This window comes from Methylobacterium sp. D54C (assembly GCF_053345595.1).
Genome location: NZ_JBKFAK010000038.1, coordinates 1 through 25,953, shown reverse-complemented (window position 1 = coordinate 25,953; position 25,953 = coordinate 1). Strand labels below are relative to the sequence as shown.

Annotated in this window: 31 protein-coding genes and 1 pseudogene; 10 read left to right on the top strand and 22 right to left on the bottom strand. The window is 69.9% G+C overall.

The window, feature by feature from the left end; genetic code table 11:
* The 5 genes and pseudogenes from ACLBYB_RS30695 to ACLBYB_RS30675 form a co-directional block, all read left to right on the top strand.
* Positions 1 to 209, top strand: a pseudogene (locus ACLBYB_RS30695) (methyl-accepting chemotaxis protein); the annotation flags it as partial.
* A gap of 13 nt (positions 210 to 222) precedes the next feature.
* Entirely contained in the window at positions 223 to 2,502 is a 2,280-nt protein-coding gene (locus ACLBYB_RS30690; RefSeq protein ID WP_447701075.1) for a hybrid sensor histidine kinase/response regulator, read from the top strand.
* On the top strand, positions 2,499 to 3,566 hold the full coding sequence (cheB, locus tag ACLBYB_RS30685; RefSeq protein ID WP_026605430.1) for a chemotaxis-specific protein-glutamate methyltransferase CheB: 1,068 nt from the start codon (positions 2,499 to 2,501) through the stop codon (positions 3,564 to 3,566). Before ACLBYB_RS30690 ends, cheB begins: the two co-directional genes overlap by 4 nt.
* Positions 3,563 to 5,281, top strand: coding sequence for a response regulator (locus tag ACLBYB_RS30680; protein WP_447701074.1), 1,719 nt, complete (start codon positions 3,563 to 3,565; stop codon positions 5,279 to 5,281). Before cheB ends, ACLBYB_RS30680 begins: the two co-directional genes overlap by 4 nt.
* Entirely contained in the window at positions 5,278 to 7,164 is a 1,887-nt protein-coding gene (locus ACLBYB_RS30675) for a response regulator (protein WP_447701073.1), read from the top strand. The genes ACLBYB_RS30680 and ACLBYB_RS30675 overlap by 4 nt, the downstream gene beginning before the upstream one ends.
* Before the next feature lie 412 nt (positions 7,165 to 7,576).
* Here ACLBYB_RS30675 and rplQ read toward each other — a convergent pair whose 3' ends face one another.
* The 5 genes from rplQ to rpsM form a co-directional block, all read right to left on the bottom strand.
* Positions 7,577 to 7,987 carry a 50S ribosomal protein L17 gene (rplQ, locus tag ACLBYB_RS30670; protein WP_020096288.1) on the bottom strand — a complete coding sequence of 137 codons (411 nt, stop codon included), beginning with the start codon at positions 7,985 to 7,987 and terminating at the stop codon, positions 7,577 to 7,579.
* A gap of 199 nt (positions 7,988 to 8,186) precedes the next feature.
* On the bottom strand, positions 8,187 to 9,206 hold the full coding sequence (locus ACLBYB_RS30665; protein WP_010686165.1) for a DNA-directed RNA polymerase subunit alpha: 1,020 nt from the start codon (positions 9,204 to 9,206) through the stop codon (positions 8,187 to 8,189).
* Between the two features lie 109 nt (positions 9,207 to 9,315).
* Positions 9,316 to 10,188 (bottom strand): MBL fold metallo-hydrolase, encoded by an 873-nt coding sequence (locus tag ACLBYB_RS30660; RefSeq protein WP_447701072.1) that lies wholly within the window; start codon positions 10,186 to 10,188, stop codon positions 9,316 to 9,318.
* Positions 10,189 to 10,213: 25 nt separating this feature from the next.
* Positions 10,214 to 10,603 (bottom strand): 30S ribosomal protein S11, encoded by a 390-nt coding sequence (rpsK, locus tag ACLBYB_RS30655; RefSeq protein WP_010686167.1) that lies wholly within the window; start codon positions 10,601 to 10,603, stop codon positions 10,214 to 10,216.
* Positions 10,604 to 10,776: 173 nt separating this feature from the next.
* Positions 10,777 to 11,145 carry a 30S ribosomal protein S13 gene (gene rpsM, locus ACLBYB_RS30650; protein WP_010686168.1) on the bottom strand — a complete coding sequence of 123 codons (369 nt, stop codon included), beginning with the start codon at positions 11,143 to 11,145 and terminating at the stop codon, positions 10,777 to 10,779.
* A 249-nt stretch (positions 11,146 to 11,394) separates the two neighbouring features.
* On the opposite strand from rpsM, the gene ACLBYB_RS30645 reads away from it, so the two are divergent.
* Positions 11,395 to 11,751, top strand: coding sequence for a hypothetical protein (locus ACLBYB_RS30645; RefSeq protein WP_447701071.1), 357 nt, complete (start codon positions 11,395 to 11,397; stop codon positions 11,749 to 11,751).
* A 31-nt stretch (positions 11,752 to 11,782) separates the two neighbouring features.
* Here ACLBYB_RS30645 and ACLBYB_RS30640 read toward each other — a convergent pair whose 3' ends face one another.
* The 17 genes from ACLBYB_RS30640 to ACLBYB_RS30560 form a co-directional block, all read right to left on the bottom strand.
* Complete coding sequence (locus tag ACLBYB_RS30640) at positions 11,783 to 12,013, bottom strand: hypothetical protein (RefSeq protein WP_020096284.1); 231 nt, start codon at positions 12,011 to 12,013, stop codon at positions 11,783 to 11,785.
* A 95-nt stretch (positions 12,014 to 12,108) separates the two neighbouring features.
* Positions 12,109 to 12,711, bottom strand: a complete 603-nt coding sequence (locus tag ACLBYB_RS30635; protein ID WP_020096283.1) for an adenylate kinase — start codon at positions 12,709 to 12,711, stop codon at positions 12,109 to 12,111.
* A gap of 170 nt (positions 12,712 to 12,881) precedes the next feature.
* Positions 12,882 to 14,228, bottom strand: a complete 1,347-nt coding sequence (gene secY, locus ACLBYB_RS30630; protein ID WP_447683922.1) for a preprotein translocase subunit SecY — start codon at positions 14,226 to 14,228, stop codon at positions 12,882 to 12,884.
* 146 nt (positions 14,229 to 14,374) lie between these two features.
* The gene (gene rplO, locus ACLBYB_RS30625; RefSeq protein WP_091683605.1) at positions 14,375 to 14,878 is read right to left on the bottom strand and encodes a 50S ribosomal protein L15; all 504 of its coding nucleotides are present in this window, start codon (positions 14,876 to 14,878) and stop codon (positions 14,375 to 14,377) included.
* 10 nt (positions 14,879 to 14,888) lie between these two features.
* On the bottom strand, positions 14,889 to 15,080 hold the full coding sequence (rpmD, locus tag ACLBYB_RS30620; protein WP_056531230.1) for a 50S ribosomal protein L30: 192 nt from the start codon (positions 15,078 to 15,080) through the stop codon (positions 14,889 to 14,891).
* Between the two features lie 11 nt (positions 15,081 to 15,091).
* Positions 15,092 to 15,679 carry a 30S ribosomal protein S5 gene (rpsE, locus tag ACLBYB_RS30615; RefSeq protein WP_012319173.1) on the bottom strand — a complete coding sequence of 196 codons (588 nt, stop codon included), beginning with the start codon at positions 15,677 to 15,679 and terminating at the stop codon, positions 15,092 to 15,094.
* A gap of 104 nt (positions 15,680 to 15,783) precedes the next feature.
* On the bottom strand, positions 15,784 to 16,146 hold the full coding sequence (gene rplR / locus ACLBYB_RS30610; protein ID WP_020096279.1) for a 50S ribosomal protein L18: 363 nt from the start codon (positions 16,144 to 16,146) through the stop codon (positions 15,784 to 15,786).
* A 10-nt stretch (positions 16,147 to 16,156) separates the two neighbouring features.
* Positions 16,157 to 16,690, bottom strand: a complete 534-nt coding sequence (gene rplF, locus ACLBYB_RS30605) for a 50S ribosomal protein L6 (RefSeq protein WP_447701070.1) — start codon at positions 16,688 to 16,690, stop codon at positions 16,157 to 16,159.
* A 22-nt stretch (positions 16,691 to 16,712) separates the two neighbouring features.
* Complete coding sequence (gene rpsH / locus ACLBYB_RS30600; protein ID WP_010686178.1) at positions 16,713 to 17,108, bottom strand: 30S ribosomal protein S8; 396 nt, start codon at positions 17,106 to 17,108, stop codon at positions 16,713 to 16,715.
* A gap of 10 nt (positions 17,109 to 17,118) precedes the next feature.
* Entirely contained in the window at positions 17,119 to 17,424 is a 306-nt protein-coding gene (gene rpsN / locus ACLBYB_RS30595) for a 30S ribosomal protein S14 (RefSeq protein WP_010686179.1), read from the bottom strand.
* Between the two features lie 40 nt (positions 17,425 to 17,464).
* Positions 17,465 to 18,031, bottom strand: coding sequence for a 50S ribosomal protein L5 (gene rplE / locus ACLBYB_RS30590; RefSeq protein WP_020096277.1), 567 nt, complete (start codon positions 18,029 to 18,031; stop codon positions 17,465 to 17,467).
* Positions 18,024 to 18,338 (bottom strand): 50S ribosomal protein L24, encoded by a 315-nt coding sequence (gene rplX / locus ACLBYB_RS30585; protein WP_012319178.1) that lies wholly within the window; start codon positions 18,336 to 18,338, stop codon positions 18,024 to 18,026. The genes rplE and rplX overlap by 8 nt, the downstream gene beginning before the upstream one ends.
* The gene (rplN, locus tag ACLBYB_RS30580; RefSeq protein WP_010686182.1) at positions 18,338 to 18,706 is read right to left on the bottom strand and encodes a 50S ribosomal protein L14; all 369 of its coding nucleotides are present in this window, start codon (positions 18,704 to 18,706) and stop codon (positions 18,338 to 18,340) included. The genes rplX and rplN overlap by 1 nt, the downstream gene beginning before the upstream one ends.
* 402 nt (positions 18,707 to 19,108) lie before the next feature.
* Positions 19,109 to 19,486 carry a hypothetical protein gene (locus ACLBYB_RS30575; RefSeq protein ID WP_091683603.1) on the bottom strand — a complete coding sequence of 126 codons (378 nt, stop codon included), beginning with the start codon at positions 19,484 to 19,486 and terminating at the stop codon, positions 19,109 to 19,111.
* A 193-nt stretch (positions 19,487 to 19,679) separates the two neighbouring features.
* Complete coding sequence (locus ACLBYB_RS30570) at positions 19,680 to 20,375, bottom strand: amino acid ABC transporter permease (RefSeq protein WP_447701069.1); 696 nt, start codon at positions 20,373 to 20,375, stop codon at positions 19,680 to 19,682.
* Positions 20,372 to 21,109: an amino acid ABC transporter permease gene (locus tag ACLBYB_RS30565; protein WP_447701068.1), complete on the bottom strand. Its 738-nt coding sequence runs from the start codon at positions 21,107 to 21,109 to the stop codon at positions 20,372 to 20,374. The genes ACLBYB_RS30570 and ACLBYB_RS30565 overlap by 4 nt, the downstream gene beginning before the upstream one ends.
* Positions 21,110 to 21,128: 19 nt before the next feature.
* Positions 21,129 to 21,932: an ABC transporter substrate-binding protein gene (locus tag ACLBYB_RS30560; RefSeq protein WP_447701067.1), complete on the bottom strand. Its 804-nt coding sequence runs from the start codon at positions 21,930 to 21,932 to the stop codon at positions 21,129 to 21,131.
* 773 nt (positions 21,933 to 22,705) lie between these two features.
* On the opposite strand from ACLBYB_RS30560, the gene rpsL reads away from it, so the two are divergent.
* The 4 genes from rpsL to ACLBYB_RS30540 all read left to right on the top strand — a co-directional run.
* Positions 22,706 to 23,077, top strand: a complete 372-nt coding sequence (gene rpsL / locus ACLBYB_RS30555) for a 30S ribosomal protein S12 (protein ID WP_007557568.1) — start codon at positions 22,706 to 22,708, stop codon at positions 23,075 to 23,077.
* Between the two features lie 128 nt (positions 23,078 to 23,205).
* A complete protein-coding gene (gene rpsG, locus ACLBYB_RS30550; RefSeq protein WP_012319183.1) occupies positions 23,206 to 23,676 on the top strand; it encodes a 30S ribosomal protein S7 in 471 nt (156 codons plus the stop codon).
* A gap of 30 nt (positions 23,677 to 23,706) precedes the next feature.
* On the top strand, positions 23,707 to 25,782 hold the full coding sequence (gene fusA, locus ACLBYB_RS30545) for an elongation factor G (protein WP_020096272.1): 2,076 nt from the start codon (positions 23,707 to 23,709) through the stop codon (positions 25,780 to 25,782).
* Between the two features lie 44 nt (positions 25,783 to 25,826).
* Positions 25,827 to 25,953 (top strand): GTP-binding protein (locus ACLBYB_RS30540; RefSeq protein ID WP_244498717.1); only part of this gene is annotated, 127 nt, incomplete at its 3' end.

Here is a 25,953-nt window from a genome sequence, read left to right as displayed (position 1 = left end):
TGGAGGAGAACGTGCAGACGTTCCAGCAGATCGTGGCCTCGACCAACCAGCAGCAGCTGGGCATCGAGCAGGTGATGGGGGCATTGCAGAACATCCGCCAGGCCAGCCAGCAGACCGCGGCCGGCACGCGGCAGGTCGAGGCCGCCTCCGCCAACCTCACCGAGCTCGCCCAGGCCCTCATGGCCCTGGCCGAACGATACCGGCACTGAGGCGGGCGCCCCGTTGGCCGAGGATATCCGCAAGCTCCTGCTCGCCGCCTTCGACGTCGAGCACCGGGAGCACGTCGCGGCGATCCGCGGGGCGCTCGGCAGCGCCTCGCCGGACTGGAACGACGTCTTCCGCCGCGCCCACAGCCTGAAGGGCGCCTCCCGCGCCGTCGACCTCCCGGCGGTCGAGGCGGTGGCCCACCGTCTCGAGACGCTGTTCGAGGGCGTGCGCACCGGCGCCACCGCCCTCGACCGCGAGGCGGCCAATGCCGTCCACCTCGCCCTCGACCGGATCGAGTCCTACGTCGCCAGCCTCACGGACGGGTCCGGTCCGGACATGCCGGCCGACGCCCTGGCGGCCCTCGGCCACGTCCTCCGGCTCCCGGGCGAGACGCCGCCGCCGGCACAACCCGCACCACCCGCCCCGCTGCCGGATCCGAGTCCGAGCCCACCACCGGGGCCCCCCGCCGCGCCGGCATCCCTGCCGGCCGCGACCGCCGCGCCGACACAGGCCGACCCCGCGCCGAAACCCGGCTCCGAGCCGCCGGAGGCCTCCGCGGCGATCCTGCGGGTGCCGGCGGAGGCCGTCGAGGCGCTGGCCCGGGCGAGCCACGATCTCGCCAGCACACTGGCCGGCCAGGCGCCCGCGGCCGACGGCCTCGCCCGGCTTGCCCGCCTGGCCCGCGACCTGCGCGTCGGCGCCGAGGCCCTCGCGGCCGGGGCCGGCGCGGAGCGGCCCGAGTGGCGCGCCCTCGCGGCGCGCGCGGGCGCCTTCGCCCGGGAGGCCGCGGACCTGTCGCGGCGCCAGGCCTCCGCGACCAGCGCGGTCGAGGGCGCCGCGACCCGCGTCCGCGCCGCCGCCGAGCGCCTCGCCCTGGTCCCGGCCGAGACCGTCCTGGCTCCCCTCGCCCGGTCGCTGCGCGAGACCGCCCGGGAGCAGGGCCGCGAGGTCGATCTCACGTTGCGGGGCCTCGACCTGCCGGTGGAGCGCGGCACGCTGCAGGCGCTGAAGGATCCGCTGCTCCACGCCCTGCGCAACGCCCTCAGCCACGGCTGGCAGGCGCCGGAGGTGCGGCGCGCGGCCGGCAAGCCGGAGGCCCTGGGCCTCGGGCTGGAGGTCGCGGTGCGCGGCGCCCGCCTGCAGGTCACCGTGTTCGACGACGGGCCCGGCCCCGACCTCGCCCGGATCGAGGCGGCGGCCCGCGAGCGCGGCCTCCTCGGCCCCGCTTCCGCGGCCGAACCCGACACCCTGCTGCGCCTCGTGTTCGAGCCCGGCTTCTCCACCGCCGAGGCGGTCGATACCCTGTCGGGGCGCGGCTACGGCCTCTCGGTCGCCGCGGACGCCGCCCGCCAGCTCATGGGCAGCGTCCGCCTGGAGCCGCGCGACCCGGCCGGCACCGCCCTGATCTTCAGCCTGCCGCTCTCGGCGGCCCGGCGCAGCCTGCTGCTGGTCGAGGCGGCCGGGCGCAGCTACGCCCTCCCCGGGGGCGCCGTGGAGCGCCTCCTGCGCCTGCGGCGCGACGACCTGCCGGTCGCCATGGGCCGGACGATCGTGCGCCTCGGTGACGGGGACGCCGCGACGAGCCACCCGGTGACGGACCTCGCCGCGATCCTCGGACAGGTCGCCGACCCGGCCGATCCCGGCACGCTGACCGCCGTCGTCCTGCGGACCGGCGGCGGCCGTCTGGCCCTGGCGGTCGACCGCCTGCACGACGTCCGCCCGTTCCTGGTCCTGCCCGCGCCGGATTTCGGCGCCGATCCGGGTCTGATCGCCGGCACGGCGGTGCTGCACGGGGACGTGCCGGTGCTGGTCCTCGACCCCGAGGGGCTCGCTTCGCGCGCCCAGGCCGGGACATCGGGCGGCGCGCTCGGAACGATGGCGCCGGCTCCACGTTCGACGACTCACGCCGCGGCGGGCGCGTCCGCGCGCGCGACCATCCTGGTCGTCGACGATTCGATCACCACCCGGACTCTGGAGAAGGGAATCTTGGAAGCCGCCGGCTACCGCGTGGTCGTCTGCGTCGACGGGCAGGACGCCCTCGACCGGCTGCGCGCCGAGATCGAGCCCGTGAACCTGGTGCTCGCCGACGTGGAGATGCCGCGCCTCGACGGGTTCGGCCTCCTGAAGGCCCTGCGGGCCGACGAGCGCTTCGCCCGGCTCCCGGCGATCCTGATGACCTCCCGCGGGGACGCCGCCGACGTCGCCCGGGGCCTGGATCTCGGCGCCGACGCCTACCTGACCAAGCAGAAGTTCGACCAGCGCCAGCTGCTGGATACGATCGGGCAGCTCCTATGACCCCCGTCCGTGTGATGCTCGTGGAGGACAGCCTCGTGGTGCGCGAGCTGCTGCGCCACATCGTCTCCCGCGATCCCCGCCTCGAGCTCGTGGCCGCGGTCGCTTCCGGCGAGGAGGCCCTCGACAAGCTCCGGACCGTGCGGCCGGACGTGATCTCGATGGACATCCGCCTGCCGGGGATCGACGGGCTGGAGACGACCCGCCGGATCATGGCCGAGCACCCGACCCCGATCGTCGTGGTGGCGGATTCGGTCGAGGATAACTCGCTGCGCATCTCGATGAACGCGCTCCGGGCCGGGGCCCTGTCGGTCGTCGAGAAGCCCGTGGCCACGACCCATGCCGGCTACGAGGGCGTGGCCGGCGAGATCTGCACGCAGCTGCGGATCATGGCCCAGGTTCCGGTCATCCGCCGCCGGCCGATCGGCACCGAGTGGGCCGGCCGCTCCGCCGTCGCGCCCCAGGCGCCGCTGGCCGACCTGTCCGGGCAGGCCCCGAGCCTCCTGGGCATCGCCGCCTCGACGGGCGGTCCCCCGGCGCTGGCGCGGGTGATCGGCGCCCTGCCCAAGGACTTCCCGCTGCCGGTCCTGGTCGTCCAGCACATGGGCGCGGCCTTCATGGACGGGTTCGCCAGCTGGCTCGACAGCGTCGTCGCCCTCCCGGTCTCCCTCGCCCAGGACGGCGAGCGCGCCGAACCCGGCCGGGTCTACGTCGCCCCGGGCGACCGCCACCTGGAGATCGGCTCCGGCCGGATCCTGCGGGTGATCGATTCCGCGCCGGTCTCCGGCCAGCGCCCGGCCGCCACCGTGCTGTTCCGGTCCATGGCCCGGCAATCCGGACCCTCCGGCATCGGCGTGCTGCTCACCGGCATGGGCGAGGACGGGGCCCTGGGCCTCGCCGACATGCACCGGGCCGGCGCCCAGACCGTGGCCGAGCACGAGAGCACCGCCGTGGTCTACGGCATGCCGGCGGCGGCCGTGCGGCTCGGGGCCGCCCGCGCCGTCCTGCCCCTCGACCGCGTCGCCGACCACGTCCTGCGTCTCGTGGATGCGGGGGCGCGGCCGTGAGCGAGGCCGGCCCGGCGGAGGTGCCGGCCCGGATCCTGCTGGTGGAGGATTCGGAGACGCAGGCCCTGGAACTGCGCCTGCTGCTGGAGGCGCACGGCTTCGCGGTGGAGCGCTGCGCCTCCGCCGAGACCGCCCTCGATCATCTCAACCGCAGCCAGCCCGACCTCGTGGTGGCCGATTACCACCTGCCGGGCATGAACGGCGACGAGCTGATCCGGCAGATGCGCCTGTCGCTGCGCACCCGGGCCCTGCCGGTCCTGATGCTGACCGGCGGCAGCGGCGGCGAGCGCCAGGGCCTCGAGAGCGGCGCCGACGCCTACCTGCCGAAATCCGCCGACCGCGACCTGATGATCCTGCGCATCCGCGCCCTGCTGCGCGAGCGCCGGCCGACGACCGACGGCGAGGGACCGGGCGCCGCCGCGTTCCGGCGCGGGCGGGTCCTGGTGATCGACGGCAGCGCCACCTACCGGACGTTCCTCGCCGGCGTGATGGGCCAGGACGGCCACCACGTGGCGAGCGTCGACGGGCCGGAGGCGGCCCTGGCCGCCCTGGACGCGGCCGCCGGCGACGAGGCCTTCGACTGCGTGACGGTCGACCTCCTGGGTCACGCCTATGACGGCCTCGCCCTGTGCCGGGCGATCAGCCAGCGGCGCTCGGGACAGGCGGCCGGCGCGGGCTTCCACCTCGTCGGCATCGCCGGCAGCGATCCCGCCAAGGACTTCCTCGTCGAAGCCTACGCGGCCGGCGCCGACGACGTGGTCTCGAAGACCGACGCCGAGGTCCTGGCCCTGCGGGTCCGCGGCTTCGTGCGGCGGCGGCTCCTGGAGGAGGACGACCGGCGCATCGCCGGCCAGTTCGGCGAGCGCGAGCGAGCGGTGGAGCGCGCCCGCGCCGAGGCCGAGGCGGCCGAGGCCCGGGCGGGCCTCGCCGACGCCCTGGAGCGGGCCAACCGCGACCTCGCCGACGCCAACCGCCAGCTCACCGAGGCGCAGTCCAAGCTCGTACAGGCCGCCAAGATGGCCTCGCTCGGCGAGCTGGTGGCGGGGATCGCCCACGAGATCAACAACCCGCTCGCCTTCATCCTGGCCCACCAGGGCACGGTCGAGCGCCTGCTCGGCGAGCTGCCGGACGCCGCCCCGGAGGCGGCCGCCCGCGCCATCGACAAGGCCCGGCAGCGGGTCGGCTCGATGCGGATGGGGCTGACCCGGATCCAGGATCTCGTGCTGAACCTGCGGAAGTTCTCGCGCCTCGACGAGGGCGAGCGCGCCCTGGTCAACGTGCCGGAGGCGATCGAGACGGTGCTCGCGCTGATCCAGCACAAGCTCGGCGAACGCATCGCCGTGGAGCGCAGCTTCACGGGCCGCGCCGAGATCCACTGCACCCCGGCACTCCTCAACCAGGTGGTGATGAACATCCTGGGGAACGCCGCCGACGCCATGCCGGAGGGCGGCACGATCCGGATCACGACCCAGTCGAACCCCGAACTCGACGAGATTCGCATCAGCGATACCGGGCCCGGCATCCCGGATACGCTGCGTGAGAAGATCTTCGAGCCATTCTTCACGACGAAACCGGTCGGATCCGGCACGGGCCTGGGTCTTGCGATTGCCTACAGCGTCGTTCAAGCGCATAGCGGCTCGCTCACCGTGGAGACGGCCCCGGGTGGGGGAGCCTGCTTCGTGATCGGGATTCCGCGGCAGGCGGCCAGTGCATGAGTGACGGTACGGCAGGTGTAGGGACGATCCTGGCCGTCGACGACGAGCCGGACATCCTGATCGCGCTGGAGGACCTGTTCGAGGATTCCTACCGGGTTCTGACGACCTCGCGCCCGGCCGAGGCGCTGGAGATCCTGCGCGCCGAGCCCGACATCGCCGTCGTGCTCTCGGACCAGCGGATGCCCGGCCTCACCGGCGACGCGCTCCTCGCCGAGGCCCGCACTTTCCACGACGCGCAGGCGATCCTGCTGACCGGCTACGCCGACATCACCGCGGTGATCGCCGCCCTCAACCGCGGCGGCATCGTCGGCTACGTCACCAAGCCCTGGGACGCGGGCCTGCTCCGCTCCACCGTCCGGCAGGCCTTCGAGCGCCACCGCCTCGGCCGGGACCTCGCCACCGAGCGGGCTCTCCTACGCGGCCTCCTCGACCACGCCCAGGACGCGATCAGCTTCAAGGACGCGGAGGGCCGCTTCGTCCGGCTGAACGGCCGCAAGGCCGCCCTCCTCGGCCACGACGTCGCCGCCAGCCTCGGGCGGCGCGAGGACGAACTTCTCGGCCCGAAGGCCGAGCCCGTGACGGCGGCGGACGCGGCCGCGATCCGGTCCGGGGCGGTGGCCGAGAGCCTGATCAGCGACGGCCCGACCGGCGCCGAGCAGTGGAGCCACGTGACGCGGGTGCCGATCCGCGACGCGGGCGGGGGGATCAGCCACCTCGCGACGATCGAGCGCGACGTGACCGAGCAGCGGACCCTGGAGGCGCGCCTGCGCCAGTCCGACAAGATGCAGGCGCTGGGCACCCTCGCGGGCGGCATCGCGCACGATTTCAACAACCTGTTGACCGCGATCCTCGGCAGCCTCGAGCTCGCCGGCCCGAAGGTCGCCGACCAGCCGCGGGTCCAGCGCCTGATCGAGAACGCCCGCGGCGCCGCCGAGCGCGGGGCGTCCCTGACCAAGCGCCTGCTGAGCTTCAGCCGCGCCCACGACCTCCAGGCGCGCGCCGTCGACGTGAACACCCTGATCTCCGGGATGAGCGACCTGTTCGGGCGCAGCCTCGGCGGCCTCGTGACGGTCCGGACCGACCTCGCGGACGGCCTGCCGGCGGTCCAGGTCGATCCGGACCAGCTCGAACTCGCCGTGCTCAACCTCTGCATCAACGCCCGCGACGCCATGCCGGACGGGGGGACGATCACGGTCGCGACGCGCCGGCTCGCGATCAGCGGCGATCCCGAGATCGCCGACGGCACCTATCTCGGCATCAGCGTCACCGACGAGGGCACCGGCATCCCGGAGGAGATCCTGCGCCGGGTCTGCGAGCCGTTCTTCACCACCAAGGCCGTCGGCCAGGGCACCGGGCTCGGCCTCGCCATGGTGTTCGGCCTCGCGCAGCAATCCAAGGGCCGGCTGGTGATCGACAGCGTGGTCGGTCGGGGCACCCGCGTGGAGCTCGCCCTCCCCTTCGCCGATCAGGCGCCCGAGCAGGCGCCCGAGGCCGCCGGCACCGTCCCGGTCGCCGGCCGGCGGGCCCGCGTCCTGATCGTCGACGACGATTCGCAGGTGCGCCACGTGACGGCCTCGTTCCTCACCGGCTTCGGCCACAGCACCACGGAAGCCGGCGACGGCGAGGCCGCGCTCCGGCTCCTCGAGGCGGACCGCTACGACATCGTCGTCGCCGACCTCGCCATGCCCGGCATGAGCGGCATCGAGCTGGCCGCCGAGATCCGCGAGCGCGATCCGCGCCTGCCGGTCCTGATCCTCACCGGACATGCCGAGGCGATGCAGATCCCCGACGACCTGCCGGTGCTCACGAAGCCGTTCCGCTCCGCGGACCTCGCGGCCCGGGTCGCCACGCTGCTCGACGGCGGAGCCGGACCCGTCGGCTGACGGGGGCTTGCAACCAATCGGTTGCCGGCTCATTCTCTCCTCGTGGGGCCCGCAGGCCCCGGGTTACGAAGAGGAGGTGGACCATGAGCAATCACGGCATCTTCCCGCGCCGCAGGCGTGACAACGATCTCGACCAGGACGGTCCACCGGACGAGTCCCGGCAGGGATAGGGGTTTTCGGAGCGCGGCGCGGTCGAGTTCCCGGCCTGTCTGAGACGGGCCGCCAGGGCGAGCTCCCGCGACCATCCGAGACGTGGACCCTGCTTCAGACCCGTCGGCGCGAGCCGGCGGGTTTTTTTGTTATTCGCGCGTCGCCATGGTGATCGCGGCGAGGAGCCGAAACGCGAGAAGCCGCCCCGGAGGGTCCGGGACGGCTTCTCAAAGACTAGGAGCGACGGGACGCTCCGTGCCGATCAGGCGGCTTCGGAGACCTGGCTCGGACCGGAATCCTTGCCGCGGGCCTCGACGTCGCGGTCGACGAACTCGATCACCGCGAGCGGGGCGTTGTCGCCCTGGCGGAAGCCCGCCTTCATGATCCGGCAGTAGCCGCCCGGACGGCCCTTGTAGCGCGGGCCGAGCACGGTGAAGAGTTTCTTGACCATGTCGGCGTCGCGGAGCTGCGCCATGGCGAGGCGGCGGGTGTGCACGCTGTCGATGCGGCCCAGCGTGATCAGCTTCTCGACGACCGGACGCAGGTCCTTCGCCTTCGGCAGGGTGGTGATGATCTGCTCGTGCTTGATCAGCGCGGCAGACATATTGGCGAACATCGCCTTGCGATGCTCGGCGGTGCGGTTGAAACGGCGGCCGCGGTAGGCGTGACGCATGGTGCTGGCTTCCTTCTCGTCTCGGCCGCCGTGCCACGGTACGGCCGGGTGCCCCGGGAACGGGGCGGTTCACTCCGCGTGACCCCGCGGCGGGATTCGTTGGGGACTTGGCGTCGTCGCCGCGGGTCCCGGGTCTGGATGGGCCGAACCGGCGGCGCGGTGCGGCGCCGCCCGATTCAGCTCGAGGCAGCTTCGCCTCTCAGTAGTGTTCCTCGAAGCGCTTGGCGAGATCCTCGATGTTCTCCGGCGGCCAGCCGGGGATGTCCATGCCGAGATGCAGGCCCATGCCGGCGAGCACTTCCTTGATCTCGTTGAGCGATTTGCGGCCGAAGTTCGGGGTCCGCAGCATCTCGCCCTCGGACTTCTGGATGAGGTCGCCGATGTAGACGATGTTGTCGTTCTTCAGGCAGTTCGCCGAGCGGACCGACAGCTCCAGTTCGTCGACCTTCTTGAGCAGCGCCGGGTTGAAGGGCAGCTGCGGCGCGAGCGGCGCGGCCTCTTCCTTGCGCGGATCCTCGAAGTTCACGAAGACCTGCAGCTGGTCCTGGATGATGCGCGCCGCGTAGGCGAGCGCGTCCTCCGGCGAGACCGCGCCGTTGGTCTCGACCGTCATGGTCAGCTTGTCCTTGTCGAGATCCTGGCCCTCGCGGGTCGTCTCGACGCGGTAGCTGACCTTGGTGACCGGCGAGAACAGCGAGTCGACCGGGATCAGGCCGATCGGCGCGTCCTCGGGGCGGTTGCGCTCGGCCGGGACGTAGCCCTTCCCGGTGGCGACCGTGAACTCCATGCGGATCTCGGCGCCGTCGTCGAGGGTGCAGATCACGAGGTCGGGGTTCAGAATCTGGATGTCGCCGACCGTGCCGATGTCACCGGCGGTGACGAGGCCCGGGCCGGTTTTACGCAGGGTCATGCGCTTGGGCGCGTCGGTCTGCGAGCGGATCGCGATGGTCTTGATGTTGAGGACGATGTCGGTGACGTCCTCGCGCACGCCCGGGATCGACGAGAACTCGTGCAGCACGCCGTCGATCTGCACCGAGGTCACGGCCGCGCCCTGGAGCGACGACAGGAGCACGCGGCGCAGGGCGTTGCCCAGCGTCGTGCCGAAGCCGCGCTCGAGCGGCTCAGCGACGACCGTGGCGACCCGCTTCGGGTCGTCGCCGGTCGTGACCTGCAGCTTGTTCGGCTTGATCAGTTCCTGCCAATTCTTCTGAATGACCACGATCCTACCTCTCGTCCTTGCCCGGGATCCGCGACGCCCGTCCCCGCGCTTCGGCCACTCGGTGCCGCCCCCTGGCGCCCCGAACGGTCCCTGAAATCCGTATCCGCCGTTACTCGCCGCCGACCCACAGCACCGGCACGAAGCTGTATCCAGCCCCGTCCCGATCCACGTAGCCGAGCGCCGGGAACTCGAGATGGCCGCCGGCGATGAGCATGCGCTCGCGGGCCACCTCGTCCAGGATCCGCTTGCGCGTCTCCCGCGCCTGGTCGCCGTCGACGTCGAAGCCGACGCCGGCCTCCGGGTTCTTGAACTGGATCGCCGGCAGGTGCACCACGTCGGTCCACATCATCAGCGCCTGTCCACCGGAGACGATGCGGAAACCGCAATGGCCCGGCGTATGGCCGGGCAGAGGGACCGCCGTGATCCCCGGAAGGACCTCGCCGCCGCGGTGCTCGCGCACCTTGCCGGCGTAGGGAGCCAGGGACTTGCGGGCGCCCTCGAAGTAGGGCTTCGCGGCCTCCGGCGCCTTGGCCAGGGCCTCGTCCGGGAGCCAATGCGCCGCCTCGTCGGCGTGCAGCACGATCTCGGCGTTCGGGTAGCGCGCCGCGCCGTCCTTCACGAGACCGCCGACATGGTCGGGGTGCAGGTGGCTGACCAGCACCGTGCCGATCTCCTCCGGCGCGACGCCGGTCAGCGCGAGCGCTGCACCGGCGCGACCCAGGGTCGGTGCCGGGGCGAGGTCGCCGTAGCCCGTGTCGATCAGGGTCGGCTTGAGGCCCGGACCCGTGATCAGGAAGGCGTTCAGCGTGATCTTGGGCTGCTCCGTGCGGAAACACGCCACTTGGAGCCGCCCGGCCTCCTCCTTGGAGATGCCCGTGACGAGATCGAGGCTGGCCTGAAACCAGCCGTCATTGAGCGCGGTGACCGTGAGGTCCCCGAGGTTCCAACGCAGCACGCCCGGAAGCGGCTTCGATCCCGTCATGAACTTCTCCGTCAAGAGGCTTCGATCAGACGCGGCGGCGCTTGCGCGGCCGGCAGCCGTTGTGCGGGATCGAGGTGACGTCGCGGATCGAGGTCACCGTGAAGCCCGCGGCCTGCAGGGCGCGGAGCGCCGACTCGCGGCCCGAACCCGGACCGGACACCTCGACCTCGAGGGTGCGCATGCCGTGCTCGGCGGCCTTGCGGCCAGCATCCTCGGCGGCGACCTGGGCGGCGTACGGGGTCGACTTGCGCGAGCCCTTGAAGCCCATCGCACCGGCGGACGACCACGAGATCGTGTTGCCCTGCGCGTCCGTGATGGTGATCATCGTGTTGTTGAACGAGGCGTTCACGTGGGCGACGCCCGACACGATGTTCTTGCGCTCGCGGCGGCGGACGCGTTGCGGTTCCTTAGCCATTCTGGTCTCACTCTTCCTTCAGGCACGCCCGTAACACCAGGCGCTCGGGATTCTTTTTGGGACTTGGCCGGAGCACCCGTGCAGGGCGGTCGAGCCGGCGCCGGACCCGTTGCTGGACACCTGGCGCGACGGGAAGGAGGCCGAGCGGAGCACGGCCTCCCAGTTCCAAAAACTTACTTCTTCTTGCCGGCAATCGGCTTCGCCTTGCCCTTGCGGGTGCGGGCGTTGGTGTGGGTGCGCTGGCCGCGGACCGGCAGCTGCTTGCGGTGACGCAGACCGCGATAGGCGCCGAGATCCATCAGGCGCTTGATGTTCATCGAGACTTCGCGGCGCAGGTCGCCCTCGACGAGGTAGTCGCGATCGATCGTCTCGCGGATCGACAGAACCTCGGCGTCGGTCAGCTGGTTGACGCGACGCTCGGCGGGGATGTTCACCTTCTGGGTGATTTCCTCGGCCTTCTTGGCGCCGATGCCGTGGATGTACTGGAGCGCGATGACGACGCGCTTGTTGGTCGGGATGTTGACGCCTGCGATACGGGCCACGATCACTCTCCATATGGGGCCCGGGGATCCGGGCCGCTGTCGCGCGCGTCCGGTGGAGGCCGGCCCCTGCGCACGTGAAACGACGACGCGGCCCGCGGGCGGCCCTGGACAGGGCACCTCGGACCATCGTTCGGTTGGACGAAGGAGGGCCTGCTAGCGCGCGGGCGGCCCGTTGTCAACGACGGGTCGGCACGGCCTCGCCCCGTCACGCGCGCGTCGGGGCGCCCTAGATCTGATCGAGGAGCGGAGATGGCGGTTCTGACGAGCGACGGCGCGACCCTGCGGGCCTTCGCCGATTCGGTGCTGCGCGCCGCCGAGGAGACCCTGGAGGAGGTCATGCCGGTGACGCTGGCGGTGATCGGCGGCGTTCTCGCCGAGGCGGAGCCCGGCTCGGTCGCGCTCCAGGACGCGGATGACGGTCCGCCCCTGCTCTGGGCGACCTTCGCCGGTCGCCGCATGGTGTTCCGCTACAACACGATGACGGCGATGATCGAGCTGCGCGACGGCACCACGGAGGGCTACCCGCTCCGGCTGTTCGGCCACCGGTCGCTCCAGATGGACGTCGTCAATTTCTTCGGCAGCCTCCGCAGGGAGGGGCGGATCTGAGCCACGCCCCCGACGGGCGGCCGCCCGCGCCTCAGCGAAAGCCCTGATTCCGCAGCCGGCAAGTGCGGCCCATGTCCTGGTAGCCCGCCGGGCAGCGGCGGGCGCAAGTCCCCGCCAGATACTTCAGCGGCGGCCGGCAGGCGTTGCGGAACCGCTTCTGGCCGTAAACGAAGGACTGGGCCGGACTCTGCGCGAAGGCCGGCAGCGGCGGGAGGGCCACCGCGAGCAGGAGGGAGGCGGTGGCGAGGAGGCGGACGGTCATGGCGTTTCCGATCGTGGACCCGCCCCATAACCCCCAGGGACACCGCCGGGTTCACGGGCGCGCCGAAACGGCCGGTCAGCGCGCCGCGATCGCCCTCAGGAGGCGACGCGCTCCTCGTGCGGCTCCAGTGTCGCCATCAGGTCGGCCGTGACCTTGTCGATCGGCTGCATGCCGTCGATGGTCTCCAGCATGCCCTTCTGCGCGTAATAGGCGGAGAGGGGCGCCGTCTGGGCGCGGTACGCCTCGAGCCGCTGCTTGAACACCTCGGGGGTGTCGTCCTTCCGCACGGCCTGGCCGCGGGCCAGGGTCTCGGCGGCGCGCTTCTCGATGCGGCCGACCAGGGCGTTCTCGTCGACCTTCAGCTCGATGACGGCGGAGAGGCTCAAGCCCTTGCTCGCCAGCATCTCGCTGAGCGCTTCCGCCTGCGCGACCGTGCGCGGGAAGCCGTCGAGGATGAAGCCGCGGCGGGCGTCCGGCTCCTCGATCCGGTCGGCGACGATGCCGACCACGATCCGGTCGGAGACGAGACCGCCGGATTCCATCACCGCCTTGGCCTCGAGGCCGACCGGCGTGCCGGCGGCCACCGCGGCGCGCAGCATGTCCCCCGTCGACAGCTGCGGGATGCCGAAGCGCTGTACGATCCGCTCGGATTGCGTCCCCTTCCCCGCACCGGGCGGCCCGAGCAGAATGATGCGCATGGCGTTGTCCTCGTTCGGCCCACTCTCTCAGTGGGCACAAGCCGTGGTGGCGAAGCCTCCCTGGCATCGCCGGGTTCGGGGTTTTCTAGCCGGTCCGGGCCGGTGAGGCATCCAGACCTTTGGGCCAGAGGCGGGAGCGTCCTCGGAGTCCGGCCGCCTCTGTAGCAGGCTCAGCGCCGCCGTTGCGTGGTCGACGCGCCACGCAGCTTGGCCTTCTTCACGAGGCCCTCGTACTGATGGGCCATCAGGTGCCCGTGCACCTGCGCCACCGTGTCCATCGTGACCGAGACCACGATGAGCAGGGACGTGCCGCCGAAGCCGAGGCTGGCCGCGGCGTAGGACGACAGGATCTCCGGGCAGAGGCACACGAAGGTCAGGTACAGGGCGCCGATCACCGTGATGCGGGTCAGCACCTTGTCGATGAAGGCCGCGGTGCGCTCGCCCGGCCGGATGCCCGGGATGAAGCCGCCATGCTTCTTCAGGTTGTCGGCCGTCTCCTGCGGATTGAAGACGACTGCGGTGTAGAAGAACGTGAAGAAGATGATCAGCGCCGCGTAGAGCACCATGAACAGTGGCGTGCCGTGGCCGAGATAGGCCGTGACCGTGCCGAGCCAGCCCGTGGCGCCCCCGTTGGCCGAGAAGCTCGCGGCGGTCGCCGGCAGCAGCAGCAGCGACGAGGCGAAGATCGGCGGGATCACGCCCGAGGTGTTGAGCTTGAGCGGCAGGAACGAGGTCTGACCCTCGTACATGCGGTTGCCGACCTGGCGCTTCGGGTAGTTGATCAGGAGCCGGCGCTGGGCGCGCTCCATGAACACGATGAAGTAGACGAGCGCGACGGCGGCGACGCCGACGCCCAGGATGATCGCCGGGGACAGGGCGCCAGTGCGGCCGAGCTCGAGCGCGCCCGCGATTGCCACCGGCAGGTGGGCCACGATGCCGGCGAAGATGATCAGCGACGAGCCGTTGCCGATGCCGCGCGAGGTGATCTGCTCGCCGAGCCACATCAGGAACAGGGTTCCGCCCGTCAGGGTGATCACCGTCGAGGCCAGGAAGAACGGACCCGGATCGATGGCGGCCGAGGAGCCCTGGAGGCCGATGGCGATGCCCCAGGACTGAACCAGCGCCAGCACCACCGTCAGGTAGCGGGTGTACTGGTTGATGACCTTGCGGCCCGACTCGCCCTCCTTCTTGAGCGCTTCCAGGCTCGGGATCACCGAGGTCAGGAGCTGCACGATGATCGAGGCCGAGATGTAGGGCATGATGTTCAGGGCGAAGATCGCCATGCGCTCCACGGCGCCGCCCGAGAACATGTTGAACAGGCCCAGCACGCCGCCCGCCTGCTGCTGGAAGTTCCGGGCGAACTGCTCCGGATCGATGCCGGGGATCGGGATGTACGTGCCCAGCCGGAACACCACGAGGGCGCCGAGCGTGAACCAGATGCGCTTCTTCAGCTCATCGGCCTTGGCGATCGCACCGAAATTGAGATTGGCGGCAAGCTGCTCGGCGGCTGAGGCCATAAGCGTCGCGTCCTGGACATGTTGCCGGGCGAAGGGTGCCCGGATGAAACGAAAAACGGCGGCCCGCGTGGTCGCAGGGCCGCCGCTCGAAGGATCGGCTTAAAGGGTGCGCGGAGCCCGTGCAACGGGTTCCGGAGTCGCTCCCGTCAGGCCGTGGCCGCCTCGCTGCCGCCGCGGGTGGAGGCACCCTGGGCGTAGACGGTGCTGACCGAGCCGCCGGCCTTCTCGACCGCCTCGACGGCGGACTTGGAGGCGCGGGTGACCTCGAAGCTGAGCTTCGCGGTCAGCTCGCCGACGCCGAGCAGCTTCACGCCGTCGCGGGGACGGGCGATGATGCCGGCGGCGACCAGGCTCTCCACCGTGACGGTGGCGGCCTTGTCGAGCTTGCCCGCGTCGACGGCCTCCTGGATCCGGCCGAGGTTCACCTCGTTCAGGTCCTGGGCGTAGAGGTTGTTGAAGCCGCGCTTCGGCAGGCGACGATGCAGCGGCATCTGACCGCCCTCGAAGCCCTTGATGGACACGCCGGTCCGGGCCTTCTGACCCTTCACGCCGCGGCCCGCGGTCTTGCCCTTGCCGGAGCCGATGCCCCGGCCCACGCGCATCCGGTCCTTGGTGGCGCCGGGATTGTCGCTGATCTGGTTGAGCTTCATCGGGACCTCCTCACGCCACGTCGCCGTGGACGCGCACGAGGTGCGCAACCTTGCGGATCATGCCGCGCACGGAGGGGGTGTCCTCGAGCTCGGCCACGCGGTGGAGCTTGTTGAGCTTGAGGCCGATCAGCGTCTGGCGCTGGCTGGCCTCGCGGCGGATCGGCGAGCCGATCTGCTCGATGCGGACGGTCTTCTGTGCCATCGGACCCTCCCTTACGCGACCGCGGCTTCGGACTGGTCGGCCGGATCGGCATCGCGGCGACGCGACTGCAGCGTCGACACCTTGATGCCGCGGCGGGCCGCCACGGAGCGCGGGCTGTCCTCGTTCTTGAGCGCCTCGAAGGTGGCGCGCACGAGGTTGTAGGGGTTCGACGAACCCAGCGACTTGGCGACGACGTCCTGCATGCCGAGCGTCTCGAACACGGCGCGCATCGGGCCGCCGGCGATGATGCCGGTGCCCTGCGGGGCCGCGCGGAGGATCACCTTGCCTGCCCCGTGGCGGCCGTTGACGTCGTGGTGCAGGGTCCGGCCCTCGCGGAGGGAGACGCGGATCAGACCGCGCTTGGCGGCCTCGGTCGCCTTGCGGATGGCCTCCGGCACCTCGCGGGCCTTGCCGTGGCCGAAGCCGACGCGGCCCTTCTGGTCGCCGACGACGACGAGGGCGGCGAAGCCGAAGCGACGGCCGCCCTTGACCACCTTGGCGACGCGGTTGATGTGGACGAGCTTGTCCACGAACTCGCTGTCGCGCTCCTCGCGATCCTCGCGGCGGCCGCGGCCCCCGCCTTCACGTTCACGTGCCATGTTGTCTACCTGTCCATCTCACTGACGCGGCCGGCGGGGCCGCTCGCTCGATCGGGTTTCGGATATGCCGGGCGAAGAGGATCCGCCCGGCCCGCCGTCGTGACTTAGAACTCCAGGCCACCCTCGCGGGCGGCTTCGGCCACGGCGGCGACGCGGCCGTGGTAGATGTAGCCGGAGCGGTCGAAGATCACCTTCGTGACGCCCGCCGCCTTGGCGCGCTCGGCGACGAGCTTGCCCACCGCCTTGGCGGCGGCGACATCGGCGCCGGTCTTCAGTTCGCCCTTGAGCGCCTTGTCGATCGACGAGGCCGAGGCCAGCGTCTTGCCGGCGACGTCGTCGATGACCTGCACGTAGATCTGCTTCGACGAGCGGAACACCGAGAGCCGCGGTCGGCCGTTGGCGGCCGCCCGCAGCGCGCGGCGGACGCGCGCCTTGCGGCGATCGAGGGCTTCGAGCTTGCGAGACATGATGCCCTCCTTACTTCTTCTTGCCTTCCTTGCGGAAGATGAACTCGCCCGCGTACTTCACGCCCTTGCCCTTGTAGGGCTCGGGTCCGCGGTAATCGCGGATCTCGGCGGCGACCTGACCGACCTGCTGGCGGTTGATCCCGGAGATCGTGATCTCGGTGGGCTTCGGGGTCGCGATCGTAATCCCGGCGGGGATCGCGTACTCGATGTCGTGGCTGTAGCCGAGCGACAGCTTGAGGGCCTTGCCGGCCATCGCGGCGCGATAGCCGACGCCGGTGATCTCGAGCTTCTTCTCGAAGCCCTTCGAAACACCCTCGGCGATGTTGGCGATCTGCGCCCGCGACGTGCCCCACAGGGAGCGCGCCGGCTTGGACTGGTTGACGGGCTGCACCTCGATGGCGCCGTCCTTCATCGCCACGTTGACGAGCGACGGAACGACGAACGACAGCTCGCCCTTCGAACCCTTCATCTTCACCGTCTGACCGGTGACCGTGGCGGTAACGCCGGCCGGTACGGGGACCGGCTTCTTGCCTACGCGAGACATGGGATAACCTCCTCCGTCCCGATCAGAACACGGTGCAGAGCACTTCACCGCCGACGTTGCGCTCGCGCGCCTCGTGGTCGGCCATGACGCCCTGCGGGGTGGAGACGATGGTGACGCCGAGGCCGTCGGCCACGTGCGGCAGCTCGCCGACCGACGAGTAGACCCGGCGGCCCGGCTTCGAGACGCGCTTGATCTCGCGGATCACGGGGCGCCCGTCGTAGTACTTGAGCTCGATGGCGAACTCGGTGCGGCCGTTGCCGAGGTCGGTTGCCGCGTAGTCGCGGATGTAGCCCTCGGACTTCAGGACGTCGAGGACGCTGGCGCGCAGGCGCGAGCCGGGCGTCTGGACGACGTTGCGACGGCGCAGCTGGCCGTTGCGGATGCGGGTGAGCATGTCGCCCACGGGATCGTTGACCATGGGGACCTCCTTACCAGCTCGACTTGACCAGGCCGGGGATCAGGCCCCGGTTGCCAAGCTCGCGCAGCGCCACGCGCGAGATGCCCATCTTGCGGTAGTAGGCGCGCGGACGGCCGGTCATGCCGCAACGGTTGCGGATGCGCGTGGCCGACGAGTTGCGCGGCAGTTCCGCGAGCTTGAGGCGCGCCTCGAAGCGCTCCTCCATCTCGAGGGCGTCGTTGTTGGCGATCTCGAGGAGCGCCTTCCGCTTGGCCGCGAAGCGCTTCACCAGCGCCTTGCGGGCCTCATTCTTCTCGACTGAGCTTTTCTTCGACATGTCGTCTATCTCCGGTGTCCGCGTCTGAGACCCGAGGGCCTCACTGCCGGAACGGGAACTTGAAGGCGGCGAGCAGCGCCTTGGCCTCGGCATCGGTCTTGGCGGTGGTCGCCACGACGATGTCCATGCCCCACATCTGCTCGGCCTTGTCGTAGGAGATCTCCGGGAACACGAGGTGCTCCTTGAGACCCAGGGCGTAGTTGCCGCGGCCGTCGAACGAGCGCGGGTTCAGGCCGCGGAAGTCACGCACGCGCGGCAGCGCGATGGTGATCAGCCGGTCCATGAACTCGTACATGCGCTGCTTGCGCAGGGTCACCTTGCAGCCGATCGGCATGCCCTCGCGGACCTTGAAGGTCGCGATGGCCTTGCGGGCCTTGGTGATGACCGGCTTCTGGCCGGCGATCAGGGCGAGGTCGCCCGCCGCCACCGAGGCCTTCTTCGAGTCCGCGGTGGACTCGCCGACGCCCATATTGATCACGATCTTCGTGATCTGCGGCACTTCCATGGGGTTCTTGTAGCCGAACTCTTCGATCAGCTTCTGGCGAACCACCTCGTCGTAGTGCTTGCGCAGGCGCGGGGTGTAGGCGTTCTTGTCGGCCTCAGCCATCGATCTGATCCCCCGTGGTCTTGGCGAACCGGACCTTGCGCCCGTCTTCGAGGATGCGGAAACCCACGCGGGTCGGCTTGCCGTTGGCATCCGCGACCGCGATGTTCGAGAGCTGGATGGCGGCCTCCTTGGAGATGATGCCGCCTTCCTGGTTCTGGGTCTGCTTCTGGTGCTTCTTCACCAGGTTGATGCCGCGCACGAAGGCCCGGCCTTCCTTCGGCAGAACCTGGATCACCTCGCCCGACCGGCCCGAATCGCGGCCGGTGAGCACGACGACCTTGTCGCCCTTCTTGATCTTGGCGGCCATTACAGCACCTCCGGAGCCAGGGAGATGATCTTCATGTGGTTGCGGGCGCGGAGTTCGCGCGGCACCGGTCCGAAGATACGGGTGCCGATCGGCTCCTTCTGATTGTTGATCAGGACCGCGGCGTTCTTGTCGAAGCGGATCACCGAACCGTCGGCGCGCTTCACGTCCTTCGCCGTGCGGACGACGACCGCCTTCATGACGTCGCCCTTCTTGACGCGACCGCGCGGGATCGCCTCCTTGACGGAGACGACGATCACGTCGCCGACGCCGGCATACTTGCGCTTCGACCCGCCGAGAACCTTGATGCACATCACACGGCGTGCACCCGAGTTGTCGGCGACGTCCAGATTCGTCTGCATCTGGATCACGTGCGTGACTCCTTGTTTCAGGCGGGTTTCCGCACACGGACGGTATTGCCCGGCGGACGACGCCTGATGGGGACCTGACGTCCCCGGCTCATGTGTTCGACCGCGCTGGCGGTGTCGTCAGACACCGGCGCGGTCACCGCGTTCACGGGGTGCGAGCACCCATCGGAAATGTCGCGAAGGCCGGGCGCATACTACGGGCCGCGGGTGATGGCAAGCGGAGCGGCGGGAAATCGTCGCCGCCGCATAGGGGGCCTGATCCGGCTTCGGGGCTGGTCCGCGGCGCCGCGCGGCTCGATCGCTGCGGTGCCCGCCCGTCCGGCCGCGGAACGCGAGCCCTGAACGTGCGACGACCGGCGCGCCTCTCGGCGCGCCGGTCGGTTGACGTGCAGCGTTCGGGGTCGATCAGATCGGTTGGCCGGCCGTCTCGAACAGGAACCCGTCGAGGCTCGGGATGGTGACCGAGGCTCCGCTCGCGGGCCTCGACAGGCGCCAGGGCCGCTCCGACCGGGCGCGAATCGCCTCGGACGGGCGAAGCCGCCGCATCAGGCCGTCCTCGCCGACCTCTTCGATCGCCAGGAAGCCGTAGACCTGCAGCCGCGAGGCGGTGAGCTTGAGGCCGCGATCCTCCGCGGCGACGACCATGCTGCCAGTCGCGTAGACAGCGTCCAGGAGGGAGCGCTGCTCGCTGCGGCGACGGTTGCGCGCCTCCCGCTCGCCGGGGGCCTGGGCGGGAATCGGCCGCCGGAACGGAACGACGTTGCTGACCGCGACGCAACCCATACGCAACACCCTCGACGCGAACCTGCGGCGGCGAGTTGGCCGCCCGATGTGCGCGACAATTCGATGGATCGCTTTAATTCTCCGTAGACCGTGCCGGCGCGCACCTGCCCCGATCCGGTACGCCTTGCACGTGTGCCCCGGTAAATCGGTCGTGTCCCGCGAGCCGGCTCGGGCGCGTCGACCGGCCGCTCCGTCACGGGGTGCGATGTGCCGCGACCTTGCCGGTATTCGTCAGCCGGGCGGCCAGCCCGTCGAGACCGGCGCAGAGGATGCCGTACACGGCACCGACGAAGAGGAAGATCTCGGCCGGGTAGACCATCGCGCGGTTGTTCACCTGCGCCGCCACGAAGGCGAGTTCGGGCACGCCGATCACGTAGGCGAGCGACGTGTCCTTGATGAGCGTGGTCCACTGGTTGACGAAGGACGGTGCCATGGCCCGCAGCGCCTGCGGGAGGACGACGAAGCGCAGGGTGCGCCAGGGGTCGAGGCCGAGCGCGAGGCCGGCCTCCCACTGACCACGGCCGACGCTCGCGATGCCCGCCGCCACCCCGTGGGACAGGTAGGCGCCTCCGACGAGCGCCAGCGCCACCGCGACCGTGCCGATCTCGGGGATCGACACGCCGAACAGGATCGGCAGCAGGAAGTAGGTCCAGAAGATCAGCATCACGACCGGCACGGCGCGGAGGAAGCCGAGCCCGGCGGTGAGCGCTGCCCGGGCCGCGCCCGCGCTCACGGCCAGGGCGATGCCGAGGACGAGCCCGAGCGCGGCCGAGGCCAGGCCGGACAGGCCGGAGAGAATCAGTGTCAGGGCCAGCCCGCCGACCGGCCCGTCGGGCCAGGCCCCGACCAGCAGGTAACCGAGATTGTCGATGATGACCGACGGATTCATCGGTGCCGGCCCGGTCGACGGGCGCGGCGGTCGAGGATCTGCCCGGTCGTCTCCGCCGCGGCGGCCGCGCCGACGTAGAGCAGCGTCGCGATGCCGAAGGCCTGGAAGGTCTGGAAGGTCTCGGTCTCCACCTGCCGGGACGCGTAGGACAGCTCCGCGAGGCCGATCGTCATGGTCAGCGACGTGTTCTTGAGCGTGTTGAGGTATTGGCCGACGATGGGTAGCCAGGCGACGCGCAGGGCCTGGGGCAGGACGATGTGGCGGAACGCCTGGACGGGCGTGAGGCCGAGGGCCAGGGCCGCCGCCCGCTGAGCGGGCCGGACGGCCCTGATGCCGGCGCGGAGTTCCTCGGCGATGTAGGCGCCCGCGTAGAGCGTGAGCCCGCAGAACCCGGCGAGGCTCTCGTAAGCGGGCCAGCCCAGGAACCCGAATCCCAGGTCCAGGACGTGCGGCGCGTTGAGCCAGGCCGTCACGCCCTGCGGCAGGGCGGCGGCCACCGCGAAGTACCAGACGAAGAGTTGCACCAGCAGCGGCGTGTTGCGGACGATGCCGACGGAGACGGCCACGGCGCCGCGCCCGGCGCGCCCGCCCGCCTCGCGCAGCCCGCACGCCGCGAGGCCCAGCACCGTGCCGGCAAGGCAGGTGGCTGCCGACAAGGTCAGGGTCGTCCCGAAGCCTTGCAGCAGCCAGACGAGGTAGCGCGGCGCGAGTGGATCGCCGAACAGCGCGGCCATCGTCTTCGTGCCGCCCCGGTCAGGGACGGTCCCCGATCCGGAACAGGCGCGGCAGCGGCTGCTCGGTCGCGGGCCCGAACCAGCGATCATAGATCGCCGCTGCCCTGCCGCTCGACTCCAGGCCGCGCAGGGTCTCGTTCACGCGGTCCCGGAGCCGCGCCTCATCCTTCGGGATGCCGACGCCGATATAGTCGTTGGAGATGCTGAAGGCGGGGATCTCGTAGTTCTGCCGGTCCGGCACCTTCGCGAGCAGCCCGACCAGCTTCGGGCCGTCCTGCGTGATCGCCTGGACATTGCCGTTGCGCAGGGCCGTGAACGCGAAGGGCGTGTCGTCGAAGGCGACCACGACTGCCTTCGGGAAGTCGCGGCGCAGGACGATCTCGTTGGTGGTGCCCTTGTCTGCACCGATTCGAAGCCCATTGAGCTGCTCCGGCGACGACAGGGTGCCCTTCCTGGCCAGGAACTGCTGGCCGGAGGCGAAGTACGGGATGCTGAAATCGAGCTGCTTCGCCCGATCGTCCGTGATGGTGAAGTTCGCCAGAACCAGATCGACCTTGCCGGAGATCAGCAGCGGGATACGATTCGCCGGGTTGGTGGGCCGGATCTCCAGCTTGACGCCGAGCGCGTCGGCGATGGCCTGCGCGTAGTCGATGTCGAGGCCGGCGATCCGTTTCGTCGCGGGATCGACGAAGCCGAACGGCGGGTTGCTGTCGAAGGCGGCGACCCGGAGAACGCCGGCCTTTCTGATGTCGTCCAGACGGTCGGCCGTTGCGGGGCCGACCGACAGGAGGGTCGCGAGAACGAGGGCGAAGAGGCGGCGCACGCGTGACTCCATCGGATGGTTCGGGGCCGGTACAGGCAGAGCGATGATCAAATATCGCGAATATTGCAGTCTAGATCGCGTCAGACTTCTGAGTTGACGTATAAATCGATTTGTTATTGTCTAGTGGCGCAAAATCAGAGGATGCCAGCAGGATTTATCTCGACCGCCAGCGCATTTCATCTTTAGAGAACACGAAAATCAACGGAGAAAGATTCTATTTTTTCCTCGCGGGCGGGTGCCGCTCGCCGAAAGATCTGGCGGCTGCGGGGCAGATTTTCCTGCCGCGCCCGGGCAGGGCCCGAGGCTGCGCCGAAGTCCCGCCGCCACGTGGCCGGCCTGCCCCGGCTTCCGTTGACGGGACGACGCCCCGTGCGCGATAGCGGTCCCTCGGCTCCGCCGTCGCGAAGGCTCGCCGATCGCGGGCGCCGTGCGCGCCCTTGACCGATCCTTAACCTCCGCCGCGGTGCAGTTTTCTGCCGTGACCGCATTGACCTGTGGCGCAACGGCGTCTAGAAGCGCGCCACTTCGGACGGCCATCGGCTGCCGACGGCCCTTGGGCGCAACCCAAGAAGCCGCCGCCATCGCCCCGAGCGCTCCGAGGGTTCAAATCGCCTGACGCTGTAAGTCAGATCCGTAGGTACGAGCGCGTTCGTTTCGGGCGTGCTCCTCTGCCCACACCGCGCCGAGGGTCCGTGACAGGCCCTCCGGCGCATATTCGTTTTGCGGACTGCCCTGCGCAGTTCGGACTAGGTGACCGAGGAAGAGGGCACAGGATGCCGACGATCAACCAGCTGATCGCCCAGCCGCGGAAGATCCAGCGGAGCCGCAACAAGGTTCCGGCGCTCGACGCTTGCCCGCAGAAGCGCGGCGTCTGCACCCGCGTTTACACGACGACCCCGAAGAAGCCGAACTCGGCGCTCCGGAAGGTCGCCAAGGTGCGCCTCACCAACGGTTTCGAGGTGATCGGCTACATCCCGGGCGAGGGTCACAACCTTCAGGAGCACTCCGTGGTGATGATCCGCGGCGGCCGCGTGAAGGATCTTCCGGGTGTGCGCTACCACATCCTGCGCGGCGTGCTCGACACGCAGGGCGTGAAGAACCGCAAGCAGCGCCGGTCGAAGTACGGCGCCAAGCGCCCGAAGTAAGTCGGACGCCCGGATATTTCCCGGGCGCCGGTACGCGTTTTCACGGCCTCGCAAGGATGTCGCCGGCCTCAGGGCTGAGGCGGCCTGCGCGGGGCGCTTAAGATCTTTTCGTTCGAGAGTCTCAGAAGATGTCCCGTCGTCACTCTGCCGAGAAGCGTGAGATCATCCCGGACCCGAAGTACGGGGACGTGGTGCTGACGAAGTTCATGAACTCCATCATGTACGAGGGCAAGAAGTCGACCGCCGAGCGGATCGTCTACGGTGCCTTCGACATCGTCGAGAACCGCGCCCGCGCCAACCCGATCGAGGTGTTCCGCGCCGCGCTCGACAACGTCGCCCCGATGATCGAGGTCCGCTCCCGCCGCGTCGGCGGCGCGACCTACCAGGTCCCCGTCGAGGTCCGCACCGAGCGCCGCCAGGCCCTCGCGATCCGCTGGCTAATCCAGGCCGCGCGTTCGCGCAACGACCGCACCATGGTCGAGCGCCTCTCGGCCGAACTGCTCGACGCCGCGAACAACCGCGGCAACGCCGTCAAGAAGCGCGAAGACACGCACCGGATGGCGGAAGCCAACCGCGCCTTCTCGCACTACCGCTGGTAAGCGGTTCCGCCGTCTCTCAGGAGCAATTCGATGCCCCGCACGCACGCGATCGAGGACTACCGCAACTTCGGCATCATGGCCCACATCGATGCCGGCAAGACCACGACGACCGAGCGGATCCTCTACTACACCGGAAAGTCCCACAAGATCGGCGAGGTCCATGAGGGCGCCGCCACCATGGACTGGATGGCGCAGGAGCAGGAGCGTGGCATCACGATCACCTCGGCTGCGACGACCTGCTTCTGGCGCGACAAGCGCCTGAACATCATCGACACCCCCGGCCACGTCGACTTCACCATCGAGGTGGAGCGCTCGCTCCGCGTGCTAGACGGCGCCGTCTGCGTGCTCGACGGCAACCAGGGCGTCGAGCCGCAGACCGAGACCGTGTGGCGTCAGGCCGACAAGTACGACGTGCCGCGCGTCGTGTTCGTCAACAAGATGGACAAGATCGGCGCCGACTTCTTCAAGTGCGTCGCCGACATCATCGACCGCGTCGCCGGCAAGCCCGTCTGCCTGCAGCTGCCGATCGGCGCCGAGTCGAGCTTCCAGGGCGTGATCGACCTCATCAAGATGAAGGCGATCGTCTGGTCGGGTGAGGCGCTGGGCGCCAACTTCGACGAGACCGAGATCCCGGCCGACCTCAAGGACCAGGCCGTCGAGTACCGCACAAAGCTGGTCGAGGCCTGCGTCGAGCTCGACGACGACGCCATGGCCGCCTACCTCGACGGCAACGAGCCCGACGAGGCCACCATGCGCGTCCTGGTGCGCAAGGCCGTCCAGCTGCGCGCCTTCCACCCGGTGCTCTGCGGCTCGGCGTTCAAGAACAAGGGCGTGCAGCCGCTCCTCGACGCCGTCGTGGACTACCTGCCCTCCCCGGCCGATCGCGGCGAGATCAAGGGCATCGACTTCAAGACCGAGGAAGAGACCGTCCGTCACCCGTCGGATGCGGATCCCTTCTCCATGCTCGCCTTCAAGATCATGGACGATCCCCACGTCGGCACGATCACCTTCTGCCGCGTGTACTCGGGCAAGGTCGAGACCGGCGCCAACGTGCTGAACTCGTCGCGCGACAAGAAGGAGCGCGTCGGCCGCATGCTCCTGATGCACGCCAACAACCGTGAGGACATCAAGGAGGCCTTCGCGGGCGACATCGTCGCGCTGGCCGGCCTCAAGGACACCCGCACGGGCGACACCCTCTGCGACCCGCAGAAGGCCGTGATCCTCGAGAAGATGGAGTTCCCCGAGCCCGTCATCGAGATCGCCGTCGAGCCGAAGTCGAAGGCCGACCAGGAGAAGCTCGGCATCGCGCTCTCGAAGCTCGCCGCCGAGGACCCGTCCTTCCGCGTCTCCACCGACCAGGAGTCCGGCCAGACCATCCTCAAGGGGATGGGCGAGCTCCACCTGGACATCAAGGTCGACATCCTGCGCCGCACCTACAAGGTGGACGCGAATATCGGCCAGCCGCAGGTCGCCTACCGCGAGAAGCTGACGCGCCGTCAGGAGATCGACTACACGCACAAGAAGCAGACCGGCGGTACCGGCCAGTTCGCCCGCGTGAAGTTCGTCGTCGAGCCGAACGAGCCGGGCGCCGGATTCTCGTTCGAGTCGAAGATCGTCGGCGGCGCGGTGCCCAAGGAGTACATCCCGGGCGTCGAGAAGGGCCTCAACTCGGTCCTCGGCGCGGGCGTCCTCGCCGGCTTCCCGGTGGTCGACGTCAAGGTCGAGCTTGTCGACGGCGCCTACCATGACGTCGACTCCTCGGCGCTCGCCTTCGAGATCGCTTCCCGCGCCGCCTTCCGCGAGGCGCTGCAGAAGGGCGGCTCGGTCCTGCTCGAGCCGGTGATGAAGGTCGAGGTCGTCTCGCCGGAGGAGTACACCGGCTCGGTCATCGGCGACCTGAACGCCCGCCGCGGCCAGATCCAGGGCCAGGACATGCGCGGCAACGCCAACGTCATCAACGCGATGGTGCCGCTGGCCAACATGTTCGGCTACGTGAACCAGCTGCGCTCCTTCTCGCAGGGCCGCGCCAACTTCACGATGCAGTTCGATCACTACGAAGAGGTGCCGCGCGGCGAGGCCGACAAGGTCATCGCCAAGTACGCCTAAGCATCTCTTCTTCCGCAACGCGAATTCGAATCTAGGAGGCTCTGATGGGCAAGGAAAAGTTCTCCCGCACCAAGCCGCACTGCAACATTGGCACGATCGGCCACGTCGATCACGGCAAGACGTCTCTGACGGCGGCGATCACGAAGGTCCTGGCCGAGACGGGCGGGGCGA

Coding starts and splice junctions, on each gene's coding strand:
- secY (WP_447683922.1), bottom strand. CDS start 14,228: ATGGCCTCAGCCGCCGAGCAGCTTGCCGCCAATCTCAATTTCGGTGCG.
- ACLBYB_RS30635 (WP_020096283.1), bottom strand. CDS start 12,711: ATGCGCATCATTCTGCTCGGGCCGCCCGGTGCGGGGAAGGGGACGCAA.
- rplX (WP_012319178.1), bottom strand. CDS start 18,338: ATGGCCGCCAAGATCAAGAAGGGCGACAAGGTCGTCGTGCTCACCGGC.
- ACLBYB_RS30640 (WP_020096284.1), bottom strand. CDS start 12,013: ATGACCGTCCGCCTCCTCGCCACCGCCTCCCTCCTGCTCGCGGTGGCC.
- cheB (WP_026605430.1), top strand. CDS start 2,499: ATGACCCCCGTCCGTGTGATGCTCGTGGAGGACAGCCTCGTGGTGCGC.
- rplR (WP_020096279.1), bottom strand. CDS start 16,146: ATGTCTCGCAAGCTCGAAGCCCTCGATCGCCGCAAGGCGCGCGTCCGC.
- rplE (WP_020096277.1), bottom strand. CDS start 18,031: ATGGCTGAGGCCGACAAGAACGCCTACACCCCGCGCCTGCGCAAGCAC.
- ACLBYB_RS30645 (WP_447701071.1), top strand. CDS start 11,395: ATGGCGGTTCTGACGAGCGACGGCGCGACCCTGCGGGCCTTCGCCGAT.
- rplO (WP_091683605.1), bottom strand. CDS start 14,878: ATGAAGCTCAACCAGATCAGCGACAATCCCGGCGCCACCAAGGACCGG.
- ACLBYB_RS30675 (WP_447701073.1), top strand. CDS start 5,278: ATGAGTGACGGTACGGCAGGTGTAGGGACGATCCTGGCCGTCGACGAC.
- rpsN (WP_010686179.1), bottom strand. CDS start 17,424: ATGTCGAAGAAAAGCTCAGTCGAGAAGAATGAGGCCCGCAAGGCGCTG.
- ACLBYB_RS30570 (WP_447701069.1), bottom strand. CDS start 20,375: ATGAATCCGTCGGTCATCATCGACAATCTCGGTTACCTGCTGGTCGGG.
- rpsK (WP_010686167.1), bottom strand. CDS start 10,603: ATGGCTAAGGAACCGCAACGCGTCCGCCGCCGCGAGCGCAAGAACATC.
- ACLBYB_RS30575 (WP_091683603.1), bottom strand. CDS start 19,486: ATGGGTTGCGTCGCGGTCAGCAACGTCGTTCCGTTCCGGCGGCCGATT.
- rplF (WP_447701070.1), bottom strand. CDS start 16,690: ATGTCTCGCGTAGGCAAGAAGCCGGTCCCCGTACCGGCCGGCGTTACC.
- rpsH (WP_010686178.1), bottom strand. CDS start 17,108: ATGGTCAACGATCCCGTGGGCGACATGCTCACCCGCATCCGCAACGGC.
- rplQ (WP_020096288.1), bottom strand. CDS start 7,987: ATGCGTCACGCCTACCGCGGCCGCCGTTTCAACCGCACCGCCGAGCAT.
- ACLBYB_RS30660 (WP_447701072.1), bottom strand. CDS start 10,188: ATGACGGGATCGAAGCCGCTTCCGGGCGTGCTGCGTTGGAACCTCGGG.
- fusA (WP_020096272.1), top strand. CDS start 23,707: ATGCCCCGCACGCACGCGATCGAGGACTACCGCAACTTCGGCATCATG.
- rpsG (WP_012319183.1), top strand. CDS start 23,206: ATGTCCCGTCGTCACTCTGCCGAGAAGCGTGAGATCATCCCGGACCCG.
- rpsL (WP_007557568.1), top strand. CDS start 22,706: ATGCCGACGATCAACCAGCTGATCGCCCAGCCGCGGAAGATCCAGCGG.
- rpsE (WP_012319173.1), bottom strand. CDS start 15,679: ATGGCACGTGAACGTGAAGGCGGGGGCCGCGGCCGCCGCGAGGATCGC.
- rpmD (WP_056531230.1), bottom strand. CDS start 15,080: ATGGCACAGAAGACCGTCCGCATCGAGCAGATCGGCTCGCCGATCCGC.
- ACLBYB_RS30565 (WP_447701068.1), bottom strand. CDS start 21,109: ATGGCCGCGCTGTTCGGCGATCCACTCGCGCCGCGCTACCTCGTCTGG.